Source organism: Janthinobacterium sp. GW821-FHT03C10, from assembly GCF_059420865.1.
This window is the reverse complement of the sequence record NZ_JBWKUN010000004.1, coordinates 537,059-555,584: the sequence shown is the minus strand read 5'-3', so window position 1 is coordinate 555,584 and position 18,526 is coordinate 537,059. Positions and strand designations below refer to the sequence as shown.

Here is an 18,526-nt window from a genome sequence, read left to right as displayed (position 1 = left end):
GTTTTAAAAGCTTGCCTATTAGAAAATATGCAGTTAGCACGATGGGGAAGGCCCAGTCCACGCCTGACTCCTCGGAATGCGGTCCATCCGAGTCGATGAACGGCCTTGAATCTGTTGCAGGACAAAACGGATCAAGCGGCATGCAGGCATTGCCAGCATGAACACCTAGCGAGAACACACCATGAAAAAATTCAGCACCACCATCCAGCTATCCCTGATCACCGCCGCATTGGCATTGAGTGCGGGCTACGCGCGCGCGCAAGCGGCGGCACCGGCGGCAACCGACGACAAGCGCTGCGAAGCAAGCAGCACCGGAACCAATGGCGGTGCCAATGAAGCCGACATGAACAGCACTTACAGTGCCTGCCGCTTGGCCAATGGTGCCGTCGGCATGGGCTGGCGCACCAATGACGGCAAGGGCTCGCTACCCGAATTCGGCGACACGGAATCGTCGCAAGTGCTGCGCAAGCCGCATTTCGACAGTCGCGGCCATGATTTGAGCCAGTTCGATACGAACGGCCGTGCCAGCCGCAACGGCCTGGGGACAGGCATCAAGCAAGATGGCTTTGACTACAGTGCAGGCACGCGCGACTTTGTTGCGCAAGAAACCAGTGAAGCGATTACCGGCAGCGAAGGCTATCGCGGAGTGGGCCGCGCAGCCTCCGCCATGTATGAACCGCTGATGGTATCGTCCGACGGCGGCCGGCCTGCACCTGCAGGCAATGGCGGAGTCGGCTCCGGTGGCTCCGGTGGCGGCATCGACGGACGCAACGCTCCCAACCCCATCTTGCCGCCAGTAGTCGCCGTGCCTGAACCAGAAACCTACGCCATGCTGCTCGTTGGTCTGGGCATGGCCGCCTTGGCCGCGCGCCGCAAGCGCCGCAGCAGCATGCAGGCATAGACAAAGGGCTCGCAAGAGCCTTTTTTTATGTCTACGGCGGAACGCGTTGGGGGCCTAGCGGCGCCGGAACGCGGCATACGGCGCCGCCAGAGGATCTCCGATAAACAGGCCTTGCGCTGGCCACGCCACGCTGCCCCAGTACGCTTCCAGCGCCGTCATCCCTGTCAGGTAGCGCCGCAGCAAGACAGTCGAATTCGGGAATTTCTGCCAATAGTTACACGGCTCGCTGACGGTCCCGTAGCTGGCCGTTGCGCCCGCCTCCAGCCAGCGCTGGCTGCTCATTTGCGCCGTTCCCTGCAGATCGCCGCCGAACGAAGTCAGGTGATCCGCCAGGGCGCCGGGCAGGAAACGCAGGGTATCGAGCTTGGCGACCTTGGCCATGCCCGTCTGGTACACCATGATGTCCTGCGCGCCATCGAGCACATCGGCCTTCATGTTCTTGACCGTCAGCTTGCGCTGGCGCACGATCCCGGCAGGCGGAAAAAAGGCGGCACGGCTGTTGCGCGCATTTTCGCTGGTGGTCAGATAATACGCGCTGGCGGCGGGCACGGAAAAACCGCTGACCGTCCCGCGGTCCACCACGGCCTTGGCCTCTTCCACATAGTCGACGGGCAGCAGCATGGAAAGGCGCATGCCCATCTGCGTAAACGGTTGCGGCACATTGCTGTTGAAATACGTGCTGGGCTTGCCGGCGTCACACGTCTTCGCGCACTGCCCCGCATCGTAGCCCAGGGTATAGGCGGAAGTGATGGAATTGCATTCGACCGCGTAGGGCGCGCTCCACACCATCAGCACGGCCTGGATATGGGGCTTCAATTGGGCATCGATACGCTCCTTCAACTGCGCAAACTGCTCCGCACTGAGCTTGCGCGGGCGATTCGGGATATTCACGTGCACCACGTTTGCAGGAGGAATGCCATGCGCCTGGCGGTAATATTCGCCCACCGCGATGCTGTTCGGCTCGGCGTCATTGATTACGACAGCCAATTGCGCGGCATGCAATCCCAGGGGCATGGACGGCGCATCGGCACGTGCGATGCCGGCGGCCAGCGCCAGCGAAAGGAAGAGAGATTTATGCAAGGTCAATATCGTCGTTGAGGAAGATCGAAGCAGCCATGCCGCAGCCACCCACTGTGCGTGACGATTATAGCTCCACATCAGCCTGCGAAAAAAAAACGGAGGCCTCAGCCTCCGTTTTTTACATGCAAAATTAAATCTTTCAGACTTGCAACTTGCGGCGGCGCGCCATGAAGCCGACCAAAGCCAAGCCCGCCAGCAACATGCCGTAGGTTTCCGGTTCCGGTACCGGCGTGACGGCCAGGATGCCGCTATAGCTGCCGCCAGTTGGCGAAGCGACATAACCGTCAATTTGCAGGAAGTAATTGCCAGCAGCCAAAGGCGTGGAGCCGGACTGCAGCGACCACGCCTGGTCCTGCGCCGTGAAATTGATCAGGTCTAGCGCGCCATGAAACAGAATGCCGCTGGCGTTGCCCAGGCTGAAACCGGTCAGCGTCAGGCCGGAGTTGGCGCTCGGCTTGAGCGACGTCGCCAGCGCGCTCAGGTCATTCAAACCGGTCACGCTGAACGTGAATTTGTCGCTGAAAAAGTTATTGCCCGCGCCGGCCAACTGGCCGGATGCCAGCGAAAACGAGCCCAGCAGGTCACTGCTGGAATAATCGAGCAAGTCTTGCGTCAGATCCACCGTGGCGTGGCTGATGTCAACCGGCGCCGCATGGGCGGCCAGGCTGCTGCCGGCAAACATGGCGGCCACAAACAGGGATTTCAGGAATTTTTTCATACTTTTCACCAAGATGACTGCAACCGGCTCATGCCAGTTGCGGGATGGAAACGCAAACGAGGATGCCAATCAGCCAGGCAGGGCTCAAGCCGCCTTCTGGCGACGGCGTGCCATGAAGCCCAGCAGACCCAGGCCCGCCAGCAACATCGCATACGTGCCAGGTTCCGGTACGGCCGATATCAGGCTGCCATTCGCGCTGAAAGCCGCGCCCGTGTTCGACACCACGTTGCCGCTGACTTTCAGATAGTAGGAACCGGCAGCCAGATTGGCGTACGACAGGGTCCACTTGTCATTAATGCCGGTCAACAACTGATCGCCGCCCAGCAGCAAGGTATTGCCAACACTGCTGTACAAGCCGAAACCCGTCAGGTTCAGGCCATTCGCAGCGCTGCTGCTGCGCGAGTTCAGTACCACGCTCAGGTCGCTGGCCTGTGCCACGTTGAACGTGAACAGGTCATTGAAAAAATTGCTCTTTTGATTGTTTTTGAACTTGTCGCCAAAGGTCAGCGAACCGCCCGCTGCCAGATTGACGGCGCCAGGCGTGGAGCTGATGTCGACGGGCGCGGCACAGGCTGCCTGCGCGAATAAAGCTGAACCGGCAAAGGCCAGCGCGGCCAGCACCGAATACGTATTTTTCTTCATGCGATTCCACTCAACGTGAATGCGGAAGCGCCAGCGCTTCCGCATGAGTTATCTGATCAAACCAGGCAGAATCATAGCATAAAGCAATTTTTTATGTTAACTATTGTTTAATTAAAAGTTACTTTATAGCATCATTCCTTAAGCCAATAGTTTCGCTGCGCGGATATCGTCAACAAGGTAATCAGACGCGCCGGTAGACATCCTCCAGCCGCACGATGTCGTCCTCGCCCAGATAACTGCCCGACTGCACTTCGATCAGGTGCAAGGGCAGCTTGCCCGGGTTTTCCAGCCGGTGCGTCATGCCGATGGGGATGTACGTTGATTCGTTTTCCGTCAGCAAGGTCACCTTGTCGCCGCACGTGACTTGCGCCGTGCCGCTGACGACGACCCAATGCTCGGCACGGTGGTGGTGCATCTGCAGCGACAGCTTGCCGCCCGGATTGACGGTGATGCGCTTGACCTGGAAGCGTTCGCCGATATCGATGCCTTCATAACTGCCCCATGGGCGGTACACCTTACGGTGCTGCACGTGTTCGCTGCGTCCCGCCTGCTTCAAGTGGTCGACCACCTGTTTCACGCGCTGCACCTGGTCCTTGTGCGCCACCAGGATGGCGTCGTCCGTTTCCACCACGACCAGGTCCTGCACGCCCAGCACGGCCACCATGCGGCGCTCGGCGCGCACCAGGCAATTGCTCACGCCATCGAGATACACGTCGCCGCGCACGACGTTGCCGTCGGCATCGCCCTGCTGCACTTCCCACAAGGCTGACCAGGAGCCGACATCACTCCAGCCAATGGCGGCAGGCAGCACCACCGCATGCGCCGTATGTTCCATGACGGCATAGTCAATCGAATCGGATGGGCAGGCGGCGAAGGCCTTCTCTTCCAGGCGGCAGAAATCGAGGTCGCGGTAGCCGTCGCGCACGGCCGTCTCGCAGGCGGCAAGCATGGCGGGCTGGAATTGCCCCAGCTCGCCCAGGTAGCGTTCGGCGCGGAACAGGAACATGCCGCTGTTCCAGAAATAATTACCAGCGGCAAGGAACGACTGCGCTGTGGCCAAGTCCGGCTTTTCCACGAAACGCTCGACCTTGCAACCCGCGGCCCCCTGGCTCACGGGTGCGCCGCTACGGATGTAGCCATAACCCGTTTCCGGCGCCGTCGGCACGATGCCGAAGGTAGCCAGGGCGCCGTCGGCCGCCAGCAGGGCCGCTTCGGCGATGGCCTGGTGAAACGCGGCCACGTCCGTGATGACATGGTCGGCCGGCAAGACCAGCATCAGCGCCTGCGGGTCGATGGCCAGCAGGTATTGCGCCGCCACGGCCACGGCCGGCGCCGTGTTGCGCCCCACCGGTTCGAGCAAAATACCCAGCGGCGGCAAGCCGATTTCGCGCAATTGCTCGGCCACCATGAAGCGGTGCTCATTGCCGCACACTACCAGTGGCGGCATGACGTCAAAACCGGCCACCCCGCTATCGCCGGCGCGGCGGTTGGGCAGGCCCTGCACGCGCAGCGCCGTTTCCTGCAACATGGTCTTGTCCGTTACCAGCGGCAACAGTTGTTTGGGCAATACGGCGCGCGACAGCGGCCATAAACGGGTGCCCGAACCGCCGGACAGGATAACTGGATAAATTTTCATAGCTTCACTTCACAAACATTTTATTGGGCAGCATACAGGGCCGGCGACGTTTCCGCGCGGCGCAAGCTGCGCCGGTCACGCGCATTGCCCCAGGCATGGGCTTGCGCATCGGAAACATGGCGCATCCGGCCGACGCGGTCGACACTATAATCTTTGAAGACGATCATTTCATCGAGCACCACATCAGGCAGCACGCGCGTGTATTCGAACAGCACGCTGCGCACCACTTCGGCGCCGGCGCAGACATGGCTGCCATGGCCGATCCACGTGGGCCCGACGATGACGGCACCCGCATCGATGCGGCAACCCGAGCCGATGTAGACGGGGCCCTCGATGCGCGTCCCGCCACTCCAGTCGATGCGGGTATTCAAGCCCGCCCATACCCCATCGGCAATCTGCGTGCCAGGCACATGCAATTGGGCAACCTCCCCCATCAGCACGCTTTGCAGCACTTCCCAGTAATCCTTGACGCTGCCGATGTCGATCCAGTTGTACTGGCGCTTTTGCGCATAGAACGGCAAGCCCTTTTCCACCAGCAAGGGAAACAGTTCCGAACCAATATCGAAGGGGCGGTCGCAGGGAATCAGGTCCAGCACTTCCGGCTCGAAAATATAGATACCGGTACTGACGCAATTGGACAGCGCATCGGCCTGGGCCGGCTTTTCCTGGAAGGCGCGGATGCGTCCGGCGGCGTCGCTGACCACCACGCCGTAGCTCGATACCTTGTCCCACGGCACTTCCAGGGTGACGACGGAGGCCAGCGCCCCCGTGCGGCGGTGCTCAAGCAGGGCCGATTCCAGGTCGAGGTCGATCAAGGCGTCGCCGCACAGCACGATCGTCGTGTCGTCAAAAAAGCCGCCAAACTCCTGGATCTTCTTCATGCCGCCGGCCGAACCCAGCGGTTGCGGCACGACCTCGCCCGCATCGTTCGTATAGCCTTCGAAGGAATAGCCGATCTGCACGCCGAACTGGTGGCCTTCGCCGAAATACTCCTCGATCTTTTCATGCAGGTAGCTGACGTTGACCATGATGTCGGTCACGCCATGCTGCGCCAGATGTTCCACCAGGTACGCCATCACGGGTTTACCCAAGATAGGGATCATCGGCTTGGGCAAATCGTAGGTCAGGGGCTGCACGCGCGTACCTTTGCCTGCTGCCAGTATCATTGCTTTCATTGTCGGGCTTGCTCCATCAGGATTGGGGATGGCTGATTGGGCGGCCCATGTCAGCGGCCATCCTTGCTCAGCGTTACCGACGCCGCGGTCACGGCAGCGGGAAACAGGCGCGCATACGCGGCCAGCAGCTTGGGCGCCTCATATTCCCATTCCAGCTCATTGATGACGCGATGACGGCCGAACGCGCCCATCTGCTCGCGGCGGGCAGGATCATCCAGCAACTCGACGATCTTGCGTGCCATGTCGATGGGATCGTTCTTCAAGGCATACAGCGATGCCTGCTGTGCCGAAACCTTGCCCTCGACCAGGTCGAACTGCACGATCGGCTTGCCAAGGGCCATGTATTCCATGATCTTGTTCATGGTCGACTTGTCGTTCATGTCGTTGGCCACGTCGGGATTCACGCACACATCCGAGGTATTGAGCATTTCCAGCAATTGCTGGTCCGGCACGCGCCCCGTGAAAGTCACGTAGTCGCCGATGCCCATGTCCTGCGCCATCTGCTTCATCTGTTCCAGCGAGGTGCCGCCGCCCACCAGGCCGAACTGCACGTCTTCGCGCTTCAAGGTCTGCACGATGTATTGCGCCGCCTGCAGCAGGAGATCGATGCCTTCCTGCGCGCCCATCACGCCCACGTAGCCGACCAGGTAAGTGCGGCCCTTCTTGAGTTCCGGCACGGGCGGCAGCACGCGCAGGCGGTCCAGCTTGGGTCCGCTGCGCACCACATAGACATCCTCGGGCTTCATGCCGCCCCGCTCGATGGCGATCTTCTTGTACGACTCGTTGGTGGCGATCGACACGTCGGCGCTCTGGAACGACCAGCGCTCGAACAGCACCATCAGCTTGTAGAAGAAATCGCGGCGGCCGAACTTCGCTTCGTACAGTTCCGGATTGATGTCATGGTGGTCGAACAGGAAACGCTTGCCCATCGTCAGCTTGAAGAAGCCGCCGATGAGGAACAGCAAATCGGGCGGATTGCAGGCGTGAATCACATCGAATCCGCGCGCGAAATGCACTTTCCACGCCAGGCGGAAAGTATGGAACAGCGCCAGCGAATATTCCACCAGGTAGCCCTTCGCCCCTTCCGCTTCCAGCGGCAGATGGTAGCGGTAGATATGGATGCCGTCGATGGCTTCGTAGCGCGACTCGTAGCCCTTGCCCGTCGGGCAGATGATCGACACGTCATAGCCATTCGCATGCAGGGTGGTCGCTTCCTGCCACACGCGCCGGTCGAAGGGCGACGGCAGGTTTTCCACCAGGATCAGCACCCGCCTTGCTTGGGCAGCCACGGGCTTACCAGCAGATGCCGTCATATTGCTCTCCACTTTGATCCTTGCTGATGCGCACCAGATCGACGATGTGCTGGTGCGGCCGCAGGCTGGCGGGCACGGTCTTGAATTCGGCCGCGCCATTGCCGATGACGATGGTGTCGGCGAAATCGAGCACGTCCTGCATGCTCGTCACCATCAGCTTGGAGATGTGCGGGATGTGATTGAGGATGTAATCCTGGTTGGCGCCCGTCAGGGCGGCCAGGTTGACGTTCTTGTCGTACAGCTTCAGTTCGTAGCCCTTGCCCAGCAGATACTCGATCACGTCGACCAGCGGCGACTCGCGCAAGTCATCCGTGCCGGCCTTGAACGAGAAGCCCAGGATGCCCACCTTGCGCGCCCCCTTGTCGACGATCATCTTGATGCCCTTTTCCACTTGCCGCTGGTTCGACGGCAGGATGGAGTTAAGCAAGGGCAAATCGAGGTCCAGGCTGCGCGCCTTGTAGGTCAGCGCGCGCACGTCTTTCGGCAGGCAGGATCCGCCGAAGGCAAAGCCCGGCTTCATGTAGTACGGCGACAGGTTCAGCTTGGTGTCCTGGCAGAAGATTTCCATCACCTTGTGGCCATCGATGCCGACGGCCTTGCAGATATTGCCGATCTCGTTGGCGAACGCCACTTTGACGGCGTGCCAGGTGTTGTCCGTGTATTTCACCATTTCGGCCGTCTCGACGTCCGTGCGCACGAGCGGCGCATCCATCTTTTCATACAGCTGCACCAGCAGCGCGCCCGCCTTTTCATCGGATTCGCCGATGACCGTCTTCGGCGGATTGTAGTAATCGTAGACGGCCGTGCCTTCGCGCAGGAATTCCGGGTTGTTGCACACGCCGAAATCGACGCCGGCCACCTTGCCCGATGCCGCTTCCAGGGTCGGAATGACGAGCGCGCGCATGGAGCCGGGCAGCATGGTCGAGCGCGCCACGACGACGTGGAAGCTGTCCTTCTCGGCGATGGCGGCGCCGATTTCCTGGCACACCTTGCGCACGTGGCTCAGGTCCAGGTTGCCATTGAGCTGCGAAGGCGTACCCACGCAGATCAGCGACATGTCCGAGCCGAAGACGGCGTCGCGCACGTCCGCCGTGGCGCGCAAATGGCCGCTCTTCACGGTGGCGGCGATCATCTCGCCGATATCCTTCTCGATGATGGGCGTGGTGCCCTGGTTGATCAGGTCGACCTTGGTCTTGTTCGGATCGACGCCGATCACTTCATGCCCATCCGTTGCCAGGCAACCGGCAGAGACCGCACCCACGTAGCCGAGGCCAAAAATACTGATTTTCAAAATATGCTCCCTTAATGATTAGCCGGCGAATTAGCCGGCGACGTCTGCGGCATCAGCTCGATGTACGTCACGATTTCAGTTGTCCCCTGCACCCGCATGCGCCAGGCGGCGCTGGCAATCGGTGATTTCTCGTCGAAGCGGCGCGATATCCAGCCGCCAGGCGGCGTCTCGCTGCCGCGCAATACCTCCAGCGTTCCATGCGAACAGCGCATGCGCAAGCAGGACCGCTGGCCCTGTGCCTGCAATTGCCCGTCGTTGACGGTGACCAGGCAATGTTCGCCGAACTGCCAATGCACGGAAATATCATGTACATTTGTACATTGTAATATGTCTTTTACAACAATGCATTTATTATTAAAGTTGAATTCGATACGACGCCGGTGCAGCACGGGATCGGCCAGGCGGCTGTAGCCATCGTGTTCGCCCTCAAAAACTTGCACCTCAGAATTCGTTTCATGAGCAATCATGCGCGCATTGGCTTTTTTCAGCCACATGAAATTGCCGCCGATTTCAGACTGGTCCTGCCCGTCGACAGATACGGTGTTATGCGCGGGCGTGCTGCGGAAGTAGTCGCGCCATTTTTTTTGCGTGTGATAGGCGTAGGTACCTGGATCGGTGAGCAATTCCTCACCGGCGACGGAGAGGGTAAAGGCCAATGCATCGGCATGGCCATGCGCGGCAATGGACAGGTAGCCGAGCGGTGCGCAGTCTGCCACCAGGCGCACTTCATCGGCCGTGCCAAACTGGCTTCCGAGCAAAAAGTAGCCGCCGTCCGGAAACGCCATCACGGGCGCCTCCGGCAAGCGGCCATCAAGCGCCTGCCACTGTTGCAAGCCCGCCACACCAAACAGCCAGCGGTTCTTGTCGTCAAAATGCATGGCCTTGCGCTTGAAGTCGGCGCGGCCAAACAACACGGCGCAGCTGGCCAGCAACGAGCGGTAGCGATGCCAGCCATCCTCGTGCGCCAGGCGCACCATCTGCGCATCGTCGGCATCGCCCGTCATCGGCACGTTGCCCTCCACGTCCATGAGAGAAGCGATAAAGTCGGCCAGGCGCTCCAGGCGCTGCAGGTACGCCACGGAAAAGCCCGCGCCGTTGGCCTGCCCTATCCTCTGGCACAGCAGCATCATGTCCATCACTTCATGCTGGTAATAGACGGCTTGTTCGCGGTTCACGCCATCTGGCGTATTTTGCTTGAGCGCCTCCTCTTCCAGCCCCTGGCGCGCCAGCGCCTGCCATTTCGCGCTTTCAGGCCAGCAAGGCCACACGCTACTGGCCACAAACAAGCCCATATATTCACCGAACAGATGGTTGTTCGCCGACGAATGGCGCGAAAAATAACCGGCGATGAAGTGGGCATGCTGGTAGATGGCGGCAAGCCACTGCTGCAGGAAACGCTGCCCCGCTTCGCCCTGGAACAGCGGCGAAGCCGCACCACCCAGCAATTCCCAGGCACAAGCCCAGTTCAACAGGCGCAGCGCCAGTTCAAGCGAACTGGTCCAGTTCACGCCCATGGGATACGGGCATTGCTCGAACCACGACTGCAGAAAGGTGCGCGCGCCATCGGCGTAGCGCTGCTCGCCCGTCACTGTCCATGCCTGTGCCAGCGCCACCAGCTCCAGGTGCCGGTTCGGTTCCCACAGATACTTGATATCGCCGACCACTTTTTCGCTGCGGTAATCGATCTGCTTGCCCAAGGTCAGCGGCGCCACGGTACCTGTCTTCGGATCGCGGTTCCATTCCGGCGGAAAACCCAGCTCCGCGCCACGCAGGGCGAAGACATTCCAGCAGCCCGCCAGCACGGCATCGGCCGCGATGCGCAAGGAGGCGATATCCGTGTCGCGGCCGTCACCGGCCAGGAAGGGCAGGCCCAGACGCGTCAATTGCGGCGCTGGCACGCGGCGCAGCAAGCCGATGCCCAGTTTGCTGGCTTTTTTTTGCAGCAATTGCTGCACCCGCCAGGCAATTTCGGGTGCGCCCATCAGCTTCATGCGGTTGATTTTCCATGCGATCGACGTCATACCCTTACCGTTCCATTCTTTTCATGTTGTTGCCTGCCATCTTCAAGCGCATCCAATGCACACCGGCAGGAATTTCCTTGTGGAATTATTATTAATTCAATGACATGATAATACCGTATTGCAGCAAAACTGCGAAGTCTATGGCGCCGAGCAACATCCCCCACCCCACGCATGATGCCTGTGAGAAAGCCTATTTTACTTACCCATTTGACGGAGATGGCCCGATAACGCTATAGTCCGGGCAAGTGGAAAAATTTCATATACGTCAACATAATCGACCCGTATCACCCACCACCTGTGTGCGCCGGAACCCTCCTATCTAAGAAGCTCACGTATGCCTTTTCCAGTTACGAAAAATTTATCGTTCCTGACACGCCATCTGGTACGCCGCAATCCCTTTGCCCTGGCCCGTGCACGCGCGCTGGTCGCACGCGAGCACTGGTCTGCGGAACAGTTGATGGCACGTCAGGAAAGCCTGCTGCGCACCACTCTCGCGAGCGCGCGTCGACTGCCTCGCTATGCCCGCATGGCCGAGGTACCTGCCGATGTACCCGTCCGCGACTGGCTGAGCGCGACGTACCCCGTGATCAGCAAACCCGACCTTGTCTCCGGACGCGACAGTTTTTATCCGAACGGGGGGAAACGCCGTCCATGGTGGGCACAGGGAAAAACCAGCGGCTCATCCGGCACGCCGCTGGAAGTGTTCCGCAGCATCGATTCGATTATCTGGGAAGAAGCGTTTCAGCTGCAGTTCTGGCACTGGGCCGGCCATGAAAATGGCCAGGCACAAGCCATCTTGCGGGGGGACCAGGTCATCGGTATCAGCCAGCAGGATGCGCAGCCCTGGCTATGGGACCGTTTCGGCAAGCAGTTGCTGGTATCGACGCGCCACATGAACCGGGACACGGCCGAGGATATGCTCAACAGCATAGCCCGCGTCGGGGCCAAACAGTTGCGGGCCTATCCATCGGCAGCATTTGAGCTGGCGCGCGCGGCAGAACGACTGGCACACCCCTTACGCCTGCGCGGCGTCGTCACCGGTTCCGAACCCGTCTACCCGGCCCAGCGCGAACAAATCGAACGCGCCTTTGGCTGCAAGGTATTCGACTTCTACGGCATGGCCGAACGCATCGCCTTTGCCGGCCAGTGCGAACATGGGTACTACCACCTGCATCCAGAATATTCCTACGTGGAAATCCTGGATCAGCACGATCGGCCCACGGACGATTTCGGCTACGTGGTCGGGACCACCCTGCATAACCATGCGATGCCGCTGGTGCGCTACCGCATTGCCGACCGCGCACGCTGGGTATCGGGTGCCTGCCCCTGCGGCAGGCATTATCGCCGTATCGAACTATCCTCCGGCAAGGTTGAGGATCAGCTGTATGACAGCGAAGGCACGCCCATCAGTGCGGGCATCATTACCTTTGCCGTCAAATTTCTCGCCAACATCAAAAAAACGCAGGTGGCGCAGGTTGGCCCGGGGCAATGGCAATTGCGCGTGGTGCCAGACCATGGCTATACGAACACCGACGGACTGGCTTTGCGCGAACATTTCGACAAGTATGTAAGCCTGAAAGTAGCAGTTGACATCGTGCTGGTGGAGGATTTGGCGCTGCAATCGAGCGGCAAGTTCAAGTGGATCGTACAAGAATGGCCTGGCGCCAAGGCTCTGGCGGAGAGACGATGAAAGCCACAATACTCTTTTGCGGCCCCATCCCGTTGTCCGGCGCAACGCCCGTAGGTGGCTACGAAGCATGCAACCGGCGCACCATCGATGCCCTGCGCGCTGGCGGCACCATCGTGCATGAATTGTATTACCCTCAACCGCGAGGTAACGCGCTGGCCAAACTGCGTGGCTACCTGAGCGGCTTTGCGGCCCTGCGGCGGCAGATCCGCGCCATGAGCAAACCAGGGCCTGAATCGAAGATCCTGCACTTGACGGGCCTGTACAAACACTTTGCAATCGGCGAAATCCTGTTGCTGCGCCAGGCGCGCAGGCATGGCGTCAAGACGATCTATGATATTCGCGCCGGCTCCATGCACAAGCACTATGCCCGCCTCGGCCCCCTGTACCGCTGGCTGTTCCGACGCCTGCTGTGCAGCGCAGACCAGATCATGATCGAAGGCATGGACTATGCGCCCTTCGTTGCCGAGACAACAGGCGGCAAGGCATTTTATCTGCCCAACCATATCGCGACAGGCAGCCTACCGCAACGCTCTTGCGAGCGCACATCGCCGCTGCGGCTTGTGTATGTGGGGCGGGTTAACCTGGAAAAGGGCGTCGCCACCGCCTTGCAGACGGCACAACTGCTGCAGGCACAGGGAGTGGACTGCGAGATCGCCATCATCGGCCCGGGCGACGCGCAGCTGATCGCCAATCTGCGCAGCGAGTATGCGCCGGTGGGCGCACAGTGGCTCGGGTCGCTGCCGTCGGCAGAAGTGCTCGAAGCGCTGGGCCGCTCGCACATCTTTATTTTCCCCACACGCCACCATGGCGAGGGCCACTCGAACGCGCTGACCGAAGCGATGGCCATGGGTTGCGTTCCCGTCGCCACGGATAACGGTTTCAACCGCTCGGTGATCGGCGCCGCCGGCATGGTCGTCCCTTTCGACGCGGAGGCCGGCGCCTATGCGGCCGCCATTGCCGCCCTGTGGCAGCAAGGGCGCTGGCCGGAGCTATCCCGTGCGGCCATGCAGCGCACCCGTCAGCTATTTTCTACGGAACAAGCGATTGCCCGCCTGGCCGATGCCTACCAAGATCTTTTGAAAGTATCCCGATGAGTCTTTTTGTTGCCGGCGACCTGGCCTGGCCTGAAGCCGATGTGCTCGCCTTTGATGCGTTGCAGCGCCTGTGCGCGCACGGCCAGATGGTCGTCAACCTCGAAGGCGGCGTCCTCGCTGCAAGTGCCGAAGCGAGCAGCGTGCACAACGAATACAAGTTCAACCTGTATTCGCACGCCAGCGTCATCGATACGCTCAAGGCGCTCAAGGTGCGCGCCTGTGGCCTCGCCAACAACCACATTTCGGACTATGTGGGCGGCATCGGGTCCAGCAAGGCCATGTTGGCGGCAAATTCCATTGCCGCGTTCGGCACGCGCGAACACCCTTGGTGCGAATTCCAGGTCGGGGAGCAGCAGTATGTGCTCTTTGCCGCCTGCTCTCCCTTGCCTGAACCTCGGCGCGACCGCCAGGATGACGAGGCGCTGCTCTTCCAGCCTGCGGCGGCGCTGACCCTGCTGCATCAATTGCGGCGCGATTTCCCGCATGCCACGTTGATCGCCTTCATGCACTGGGGCTACGAGCTGGCCACGTTCCCGCAGCCGGCCGACCGGGAATGGGCACGCCAGGCGATCGATGCGGGCGTGAACCATGTCATCGGCCACCATCCTCACGTGGCGCAGGGTTACGAAGTTTACAAGCATGGCAGCATCGCCTACTCGCTCGGTAATTTGCTGTTGCCACAAGTCGACTTCCGCGGCCGCAAGCTGCACTACAAGACGCCTGCCGTATGCGAACAACTGATGCTGGAACTGACGCCAGCCGGCTTGCGCTCGCACTGGCTGCGTTACGCGCCGCAGGAACAGCGCCTGTCCTATCTGGGTGCCGCGATGGCGGCAGAGGATGAAAAACTCCAACAACGCACACCATTTGCGGGCATGGACGATGCGCAGTACCGGCGCTGGTTCGCGGCCAAGGGCCGCTTTGGCAGCGAAGGCAAGCGCGCCGGCACCGTCTTCTGGAGTTACCGCGGCTGGGGCCGTATCGACTCGGCCATCAAACAGGCGCTGCTCGATGCCAAGGTCAGGGTGCGCAAACTGGCGATCAGGAGCGGCCTGCACACACCGTACAACTGGTGATGCCGGTCCGCTAACTGGTGATGCCGGTCCGCTAGCTAGCGGACCCGGGACGCGAGCGGCAGCAAGGCCTGGTAGCGGCACGCCAGCATCGCGGCAAGTTCGCGGTAACTGCGGTGCGCCTCGATGTAAGCCGGGCCGCCGGCTGCGCGCTGGCGGGCCGCGACGGGGTCGGCCAGGATTTCGTTCAATGCCTGCGCCATGGCAAGCGGATCGCTGGTGGTCAGCCAGCCGGCCCCGCTCGCTTCCAGCACGTGCGCTTGGTCGGGAATGTCGTTGCCCACCGCAGGCATGCCCAGTGCCAGATATTCAAGCAGCTTGGTCGGTGAACTGACATCGTACAGGGGCCCGCGCGGAACATAAGAGACCGCCGCATCAGCGGCGACCAGCAACTGCCACGCCTGCGCCGAAGGCAGCCAACCCGTGATGCGGACCGCCTGTTCCAAGCCCGCCTGGCGCACATACGCGAGTAGCTGGACTTCATCGTGTGGCGTGGGCGAGTTGCCAATCAACAATAAACAGGTGGACGGCGAGGTCATGCGCACGATCGCCAGCGCGTCAATCACCCGCTCCAGCTGGCGCGCCTTGTCCAGGGTGCCCAGATAAGCGATCAACGGTACCGCCTCCCAGCCTTCCGGCCGGCGCGGCTGAGGCTGCGACCTGCCCAGCAGCGCCATGTCGACCCCCATCGGCACGGCCGTCATGCGCTGCGCCGCGATGCCTTTCGCCTGCAGCAAGGCCAGCATGGCGTCGCTTTGCACGAAAACATGTTGCGCGCGTGGCAAAACCACCTTGTAGAGAAGAGCCTGCTCCAGCTGGCCCTTCCACAATACCAGCCGGCTGCGCAGGCCGGCGCCTTGCCGCAATTGCTCCTGCGCCCGCTCGATGCGTCCTTCGCTCATCAGGTACGAGACCCAGTAATAAAACGGAATGCCCTTGCAACGTGCGATCAGCATGGCCAGCAGACCCAGCGGCACCATGTCGCGTACCTGGATGGCATCGCACCTGCCGCGCCGTACTTGCAGCAATGCACGCAAACTCAGAAAAAAATAGGCCAGTTCGCGGCGGGCGCGGCTGCGGTGGTAGGCCGGCCGGCGCACAGATCGAAAGCCCTGCAGCTCGGGCGACGCGGCAGAAGCCTTGCCGACGACATCGCACAGCACCTGATGCTGCGGCAAGTACTTGCCAAACAAAACGCTGACATCGGCGCGGAACGTGGGCAGGGCCTCGGGCACGAACTGCAAGATATGTAAGGACATGGTCGACGAGGAGGGGGAAAAGTGAAGAGAGACGCGGCGGGAACACAAAGTCAGCCACAAAAAAATTGCATTATATATCACAATTCATGGATGGCAAAAGCCAATTGGCGTCGCCGCGCGGGCTGCGCCCGCGTCAGACAATGCCATGAGCGCTTCCCGTTCGCGAGAGCGGTCCCGTACATGGCAGGCAACCCTGAAGCCGCGGCAAAGACGGGGCAGTTTTGCTGTCCGCATAAAAAAAGCCTGCGGGTAGCCGCAGGCTGATCCGGGCGGGCATCGCATGGCAATGCCCGCTGCGTTCCCCTCCCTCGCTCAGTTGGGGATGGTGATCGTCTGCGCACCCACCGTCAACGACTTGCCCGTCGCATTCGTGGTGAGCGTGACCTTGGGACGCTTGCATCCGACATCGAGCAGTACGATGAATTCCGCGTTTTTGGCCGCCACCGTGCTGACGAACGCACCATGGTCTTCCGTCGTGCCCGGTTTGGGCGGCGGGCCCGAGCGCAGCTGATAAGCATTGCCTTCCTTCCCGAGCGAACTGACGCACAAGGTACGATCCACCTTGGTGATCTTCACCGCCGTGGCGCTTTCCCGGAGAATCGGCCCACCCGCATGCAGGTTCCATTCGAACGACAGCGGGCCCGGCGCCGCCAGCCTGTCGACAACGACGACCGCATCCTGCCCGCGCAGATACCAGACCTTGCGCACGGCCGAGCTGAGCGCTCCGCCATACGACAACGTGGCATCGCCAGCCGCATAATCGAGTGTCGGCGTGGTCGAAAACGCCGTGATCTTGCCATTCATGGCGAGGTTTTGCGTATTCTTGTCGATGACCTGACCGATACCGCCATTGAAGGTAATCGCATTGTGCGACTTGGTCTGGCGATACCATGACAGCACCAGCGGCGAATAGTAATAGTCCTCATAACCGGACTCGATCAGCAGGCGGCGTCCGCCGCTGTCGATGACGAGCGAGTTCTGATCGCCATGGCTATGGTTATAGGAACCGTAGGGGCTGGACTTGAAATACACGGAAGTACGTGCCCTGTCCGCCAGATTGCTATGCATGGCAACCCAGCCGATGCTCGGGTACAAAGCCGCGTTCGGTGGCGGAACCGGCGCTTCCTTGACGGTATCGACAGGGAGAGGAAATGGCGCCTGCAGCAAGGTCAGGTCCGCTTCCTCGCCGACGATATTCTTGACATACCACGCGGCATTCGGCGACTTGATGCGCGCGGAAAAACCCTTCAACACAAAGTTGTAAATATCGCCCTCACTCTGGTCGCCAAAAACCTGACCAGGGGCGCCCGGCGGCAGGAAATGCATCAGGTAACGCGAGAACCCTTTGGCCCAGGGCTTGTCGAAGATATTCACCCCCGTCGACTCGATCAGTGGCTGCCACAACTGCAATGCATAATCGGTGCTGAACATCGCATAGGAGGTGCCATTCGAATAACCGCCTTCCGGGCCGCTCCAGACATAGATCGAATTGACGTAGGAGCGGAATGCAAAATCGAACCAGGTCGTGGCCGCAGGGATATCGCCCATCGTCAGGGCAGAGATAACGGCCAGGTAGCCCATCGCCACCGTGCCGTGGGAATCGTACGGTTCATCGTCGAGACGGTAGTTGTCGCGGGTAAGGTCGGCATACATCGGGGCAACCCTGGCGCTGATCGCCGCCATCCAGCGCGCCTTGCGCGCCGCATCCTTGTTCAGCTGTGGCGCAATCAAATCCGACACCTTGGCCAGTGCCAGCATGATGCTGCGCGTGGCAATGTCGTGATTGACATAACTGGTCATGCCGTCAGGGTCGAGCGCCGCCAGCTGATCGCCGCGCGTCAACGCTTCCTGCAGATACTTGGACTCTCCCGTGATCCGGTACAACAGGGCTGCGCCCAAGGCCTGGTTGGTCGTATTGCCGATCGAACGCGTAATTTGCGCGATATAGGCGGTACGCGCCGCCGTTGGCGTGGTCGACGTCAGCGGCCACTGTGCATCGGTCGGCGCGGTCAGGCTGGCCACCTGCCCTTCTATCTGATTGCTCACCTGCAGACTCAGCCGGGCAACCGCCGGCCCCCGTGCAGCCTGCATGGCGCTCGACCAGGATGCCTGCGGCAGGAAGTCGGGCGCTTGCTGGCGTGGTCGCGCATGGGCGAGCAGGCGGGCCTTGATGGCATCGTTTTCTGGCACTTCGAATAGTTGCGCAGAACTGTCGATGGTAAAGCTGCGTGGCGTCGACCAGTCAACCTTGGTATTCGGACGCACGCGCCAGGAATACTGGCCGATCGCTAAAGCCTTCGATGGCAGGTAGAAATTACGTGTGGATGTGTAGTTGGCGACGACGGTGCCACTCTTGCTTACTTCCAGCATATAGTAGGCGGGCTTGATTGCACCAGGGTAACGCGCCCAGGCAAAGGCCGGTGGATTCTGCGCCTGTGACTGGCGATCCACTGGCGCTGGCCGCACCACGTACAGATCCGCTGCCTCAGCCCAGTCCGCGCGGCTGGGTGCCGCAAACACACTTGTCGCCAGCGCCAGGCTGACGGAAAGAAGCGGCTTATTGAACATCATTGTTGGCTCCCTCAAAAGACGATTCGACACAGGCGGAAATTTCAACGGAGAAGTGGACGCTG

The 18,526-nt window shown here is 60.8% G+C and carries 14 protein-coding genes; 4 read left to right on the top strand and 10 right to left on the bottom strand.

The genetic code is table 11. The annotated features are described in order from the left end of the window. The first annotated feature begins 181 nt into the window (after positions 1–181). Positions 182–901: a PEP-CTERM sorting domain-containing protein gene (locus tag AC07VH_RS16760; RefSeq protein ID WP_494788723.1), complete on the top strand. Its 720-nt coding sequence runs from the start codon at positions 182–184 to the stop codon at positions 899–901. Between the two features lie 54 nt (positions 902–955). Here AC07VH_RS16760 and AC07VH_RS16755 read toward each other — a convergent pair whose 3' ends face one another. The 8 genes from AC07VH_RS16755 to AC07VH_RS16720 all read right to left on the bottom strand — a co-directional run bounded on the left by AC07VH_RS16755 (position 956) and on the right by AC07VH_RS16720 (position 10,777). Further along, positions 956–1,987 carry a TIGR03790 family protein gene (locus AC07VH_RS16755; RefSeq protein WP_494804029.1) on the bottom strand — a complete coding sequence of 344 codons (1,032 nt, stop codon included), beginning with the start codon at positions 1,985–1,987 and terminating at the stop codon, positions 956–958. 133 nt (positions 1,988–2,120) lie between these two features. Then, positions 2,121–2,699 (bottom strand): FxDxF family PEP-CTERM protein, encoded by a 579-nt coding sequence (locus AC07VH_RS16750; protein WP_475415853.1) that lies wholly within the window; start codon positions 2,697–2,699, stop codon positions 2,121–2,123. Between the two features lie 84 nt (positions 2,700–2,783). Then, positions 2,784–3,341 carry an FxDxF family PEP-CTERM protein gene (locus AC07VH_RS16745; protein ID WP_475415852.1) on the bottom strand — a complete coding sequence of 186 codons (558 nt, stop codon included), beginning with the start codon at positions 3,339–3,341 and terminating at the stop codon, positions 2,784–2,786. Positions 3,342–3,522: 181 nt separating this feature from the next. Then, on the bottom strand, positions 3,523–4,977 hold the full coding sequence (locus tag AC07VH_RS16740; protein ID WP_494788722.1) for a mannose-1-phosphate guanylyltransferase/mannose-6-phosphate isomerase: 1,455 nt from the start codon (positions 4,975–4,977) through the stop codon (positions 3,523–3,525). A 20-nt stretch (positions 4,978–4,997) separates the two neighbouring features. Then, positions 4,998–6,152, bottom strand: a complete 1,155-nt coding sequence (locus tag AC07VH_RS16735; RefSeq protein ID WP_475415850.1) for a nucleotidyltransferase family protein — start codon at positions 6,150–6,152, stop codon at positions 4,998–5,000. A 50-nt stretch (positions 6,153–6,202) separates the two neighbouring features. Further along, positions 6,203–7,465, bottom strand: coding sequence for a glycosyltransferase family 4 protein (locus AC07VH_RS16730; RefSeq protein WP_475415849.1), 1,263 nt, complete (start codon positions 7,463–7,465; stop codon positions 6,203–6,205). Further along, positions 7,446–8,756 carry a nucleotide sugar dehydrogenase gene (locus AC07VH_RS16725; protein ID WP_475415848.1) on the bottom strand — a complete coding sequence of 437 codons (1,311 nt, stop codon included), beginning with the start codon at positions 8,754–8,756 and terminating at the stop codon, positions 7,446–7,448. The genes AC07VH_RS16730 and AC07VH_RS16725 overlap by 20 nt, the downstream gene beginning before the upstream one ends. Before the next feature lie 11 nt (positions 8,757–8,767). Then, positions 8,768–10,777, bottom strand: a complete 2,010-nt coding sequence (locus tag AC07VH_RS16720) for a heparinase II/III family protein (RefSeq protein ID WP_494788721.1) — start codon at positions 10,775–10,777, stop codon at positions 8,768–8,770. A gap of 334 nt (positions 10,778–11,111) precedes the next feature. On the opposite strand from AC07VH_RS16720, the gene AC07VH_RS16715 reads away from it, so the two are divergent. The 3 genes from AC07VH_RS16715 to AC07VH_RS16705 are packed head-to-tail and all read left to right on the top strand — an operon-like array spanning position 11,112 to position 14,637. Continuing rightward, positions 11,112–12,467: a phenylacetate--CoA ligase family protein gene (locus tag AC07VH_RS16715; protein WP_494788720.1), complete on the top strand. Its 1,356-nt coding sequence runs from the start codon at positions 11,112–11,114 to the stop codon at positions 12,465–12,467. Beyond that, the gene (locus AC07VH_RS16710; protein ID WP_494788719.1) at positions 12,431–13,561 is read left to right on the top strand and encodes a glycosyltransferase family 4 protein; all 1,131 of its coding nucleotides are present in this window, start codon (positions 12,431–12,433) and stop codon (positions 13,559–13,561) included. Before AC07VH_RS16715 ends, AC07VH_RS16710 begins: the two co-directional genes overlap by 37 nt. Further along, complete coding sequence (locus AC07VH_RS16705; RefSeq protein ID WP_489628449.1) at positions 13,558–14,637, top strand: CapA family protein; 1,080 nt, start codon at positions 13,558–13,560, stop codon at positions 14,635–14,637. Before AC07VH_RS16710 ends, AC07VH_RS16705 begins: the two co-directional genes overlap by 4 nt. 35 nt (positions 14,638–14,672) lie before the next feature. On the opposite strand, the gene AC07VH_RS16700 is transcribed toward AC07VH_RS16705, so the two are convergent. Further along, positions 14,673–15,869: a glycosyltransferase gene (locus AC07VH_RS16700; RefSeq protein WP_494804028.1), complete on the bottom strand. Its 1,197-nt coding sequence runs from the start codon at positions 15,867–15,869 to the stop codon at positions 14,673–14,675. Positions 15,870–16,205: 336 nt separating this feature from the next. Then, positions 16,206–18,494, bottom strand: coding sequence for a DUF4962 domain-containing protein (locus AC07VH_RS16695; protein WP_494788716.1), 2,289 nt, complete (start codon positions 18,492–18,494; stop codon positions 16,206–16,208). Positions 18,495–18,526 lie beyond the last annotated feature (32 nt).

What these genes read in the sequence shown, in the direction of transcription:
- AC07VH_RS16760 (WP_494788723.1), top strand. Translation starts at nt 182, where the DNA reads ATGAAAAAATTCAGCACCACCATCCAGCTATCCCTGATCACCGCCGCA.
- AC07VH_RS16750 (WP_475415853.1), bottom strand. Translation starts at nt 2,699, where the DNA reads ATGAAAAAATTCCTGAAATCCCTGTTTGTGGCCGCCATGTTTGCCGGC.
- AC07VH_RS16745 (WP_475415852.1), bottom strand. Translation starts at nt 3,341, where the DNA reads ATGAAGAAAAATACGTATTCGGTGCTGGCCGCGCTGGCCTTTGCCGGT.
- AC07VH_RS16740 (WP_494788722.1), bottom strand. Translation starts at nt 4,977, where the DNA reads ATGAAAATTTATCCAGTTATCCTGTCCGGCGGTTCGGGCACCCGTTTA.
- AC07VH_RS16735 (WP_475415850.1), bottom strand. Translation starts at nt 6,152, where the DNA reads ATGAAAGCAATGATACTGGCAGCAGGCAAAGGTACGCGCGTGCAGCCC.
- AC07VH_RS16730 (WP_475415849.1), bottom strand. Translation starts at nt 7,465, where the DNA reads ATGACGGCATCTGCTGGTAAGCCCGTGGCTGCCCAAGCAAGGCGGGTG.
- AC07VH_RS16720 (WP_494788721.1), bottom strand. Translation starts at nt 10,777, where the DNA reads ATGACGTCGATCGCATGGAAAATCAACCGCATGAAGCTGATGGGCGCA.
- AC07VH_RS16715 (WP_494788720.1), top strand. Translation starts at nt 11,112, where the DNA reads ATGCCTTTTCCAGTTACGAAAAATTTATCGTTCCTGACACGCCATCTG.
- AC07VH_RS16710 (WP_494788719.1), top strand. Translation starts at nt 12,431, where the DNA reads ATGGCCTGGCGCCAAGGCTCTGGCGGAGAGACGATGAAAGCCACAATA.
- AC07VH_RS16705 (WP_489628449.1), top strand. Translation starts at nt 13,558, where the DNA reads ATGAGTCTTTTTGTTGCCGGCGACCTGGCCTGGCCTGAAGCCGATGTG.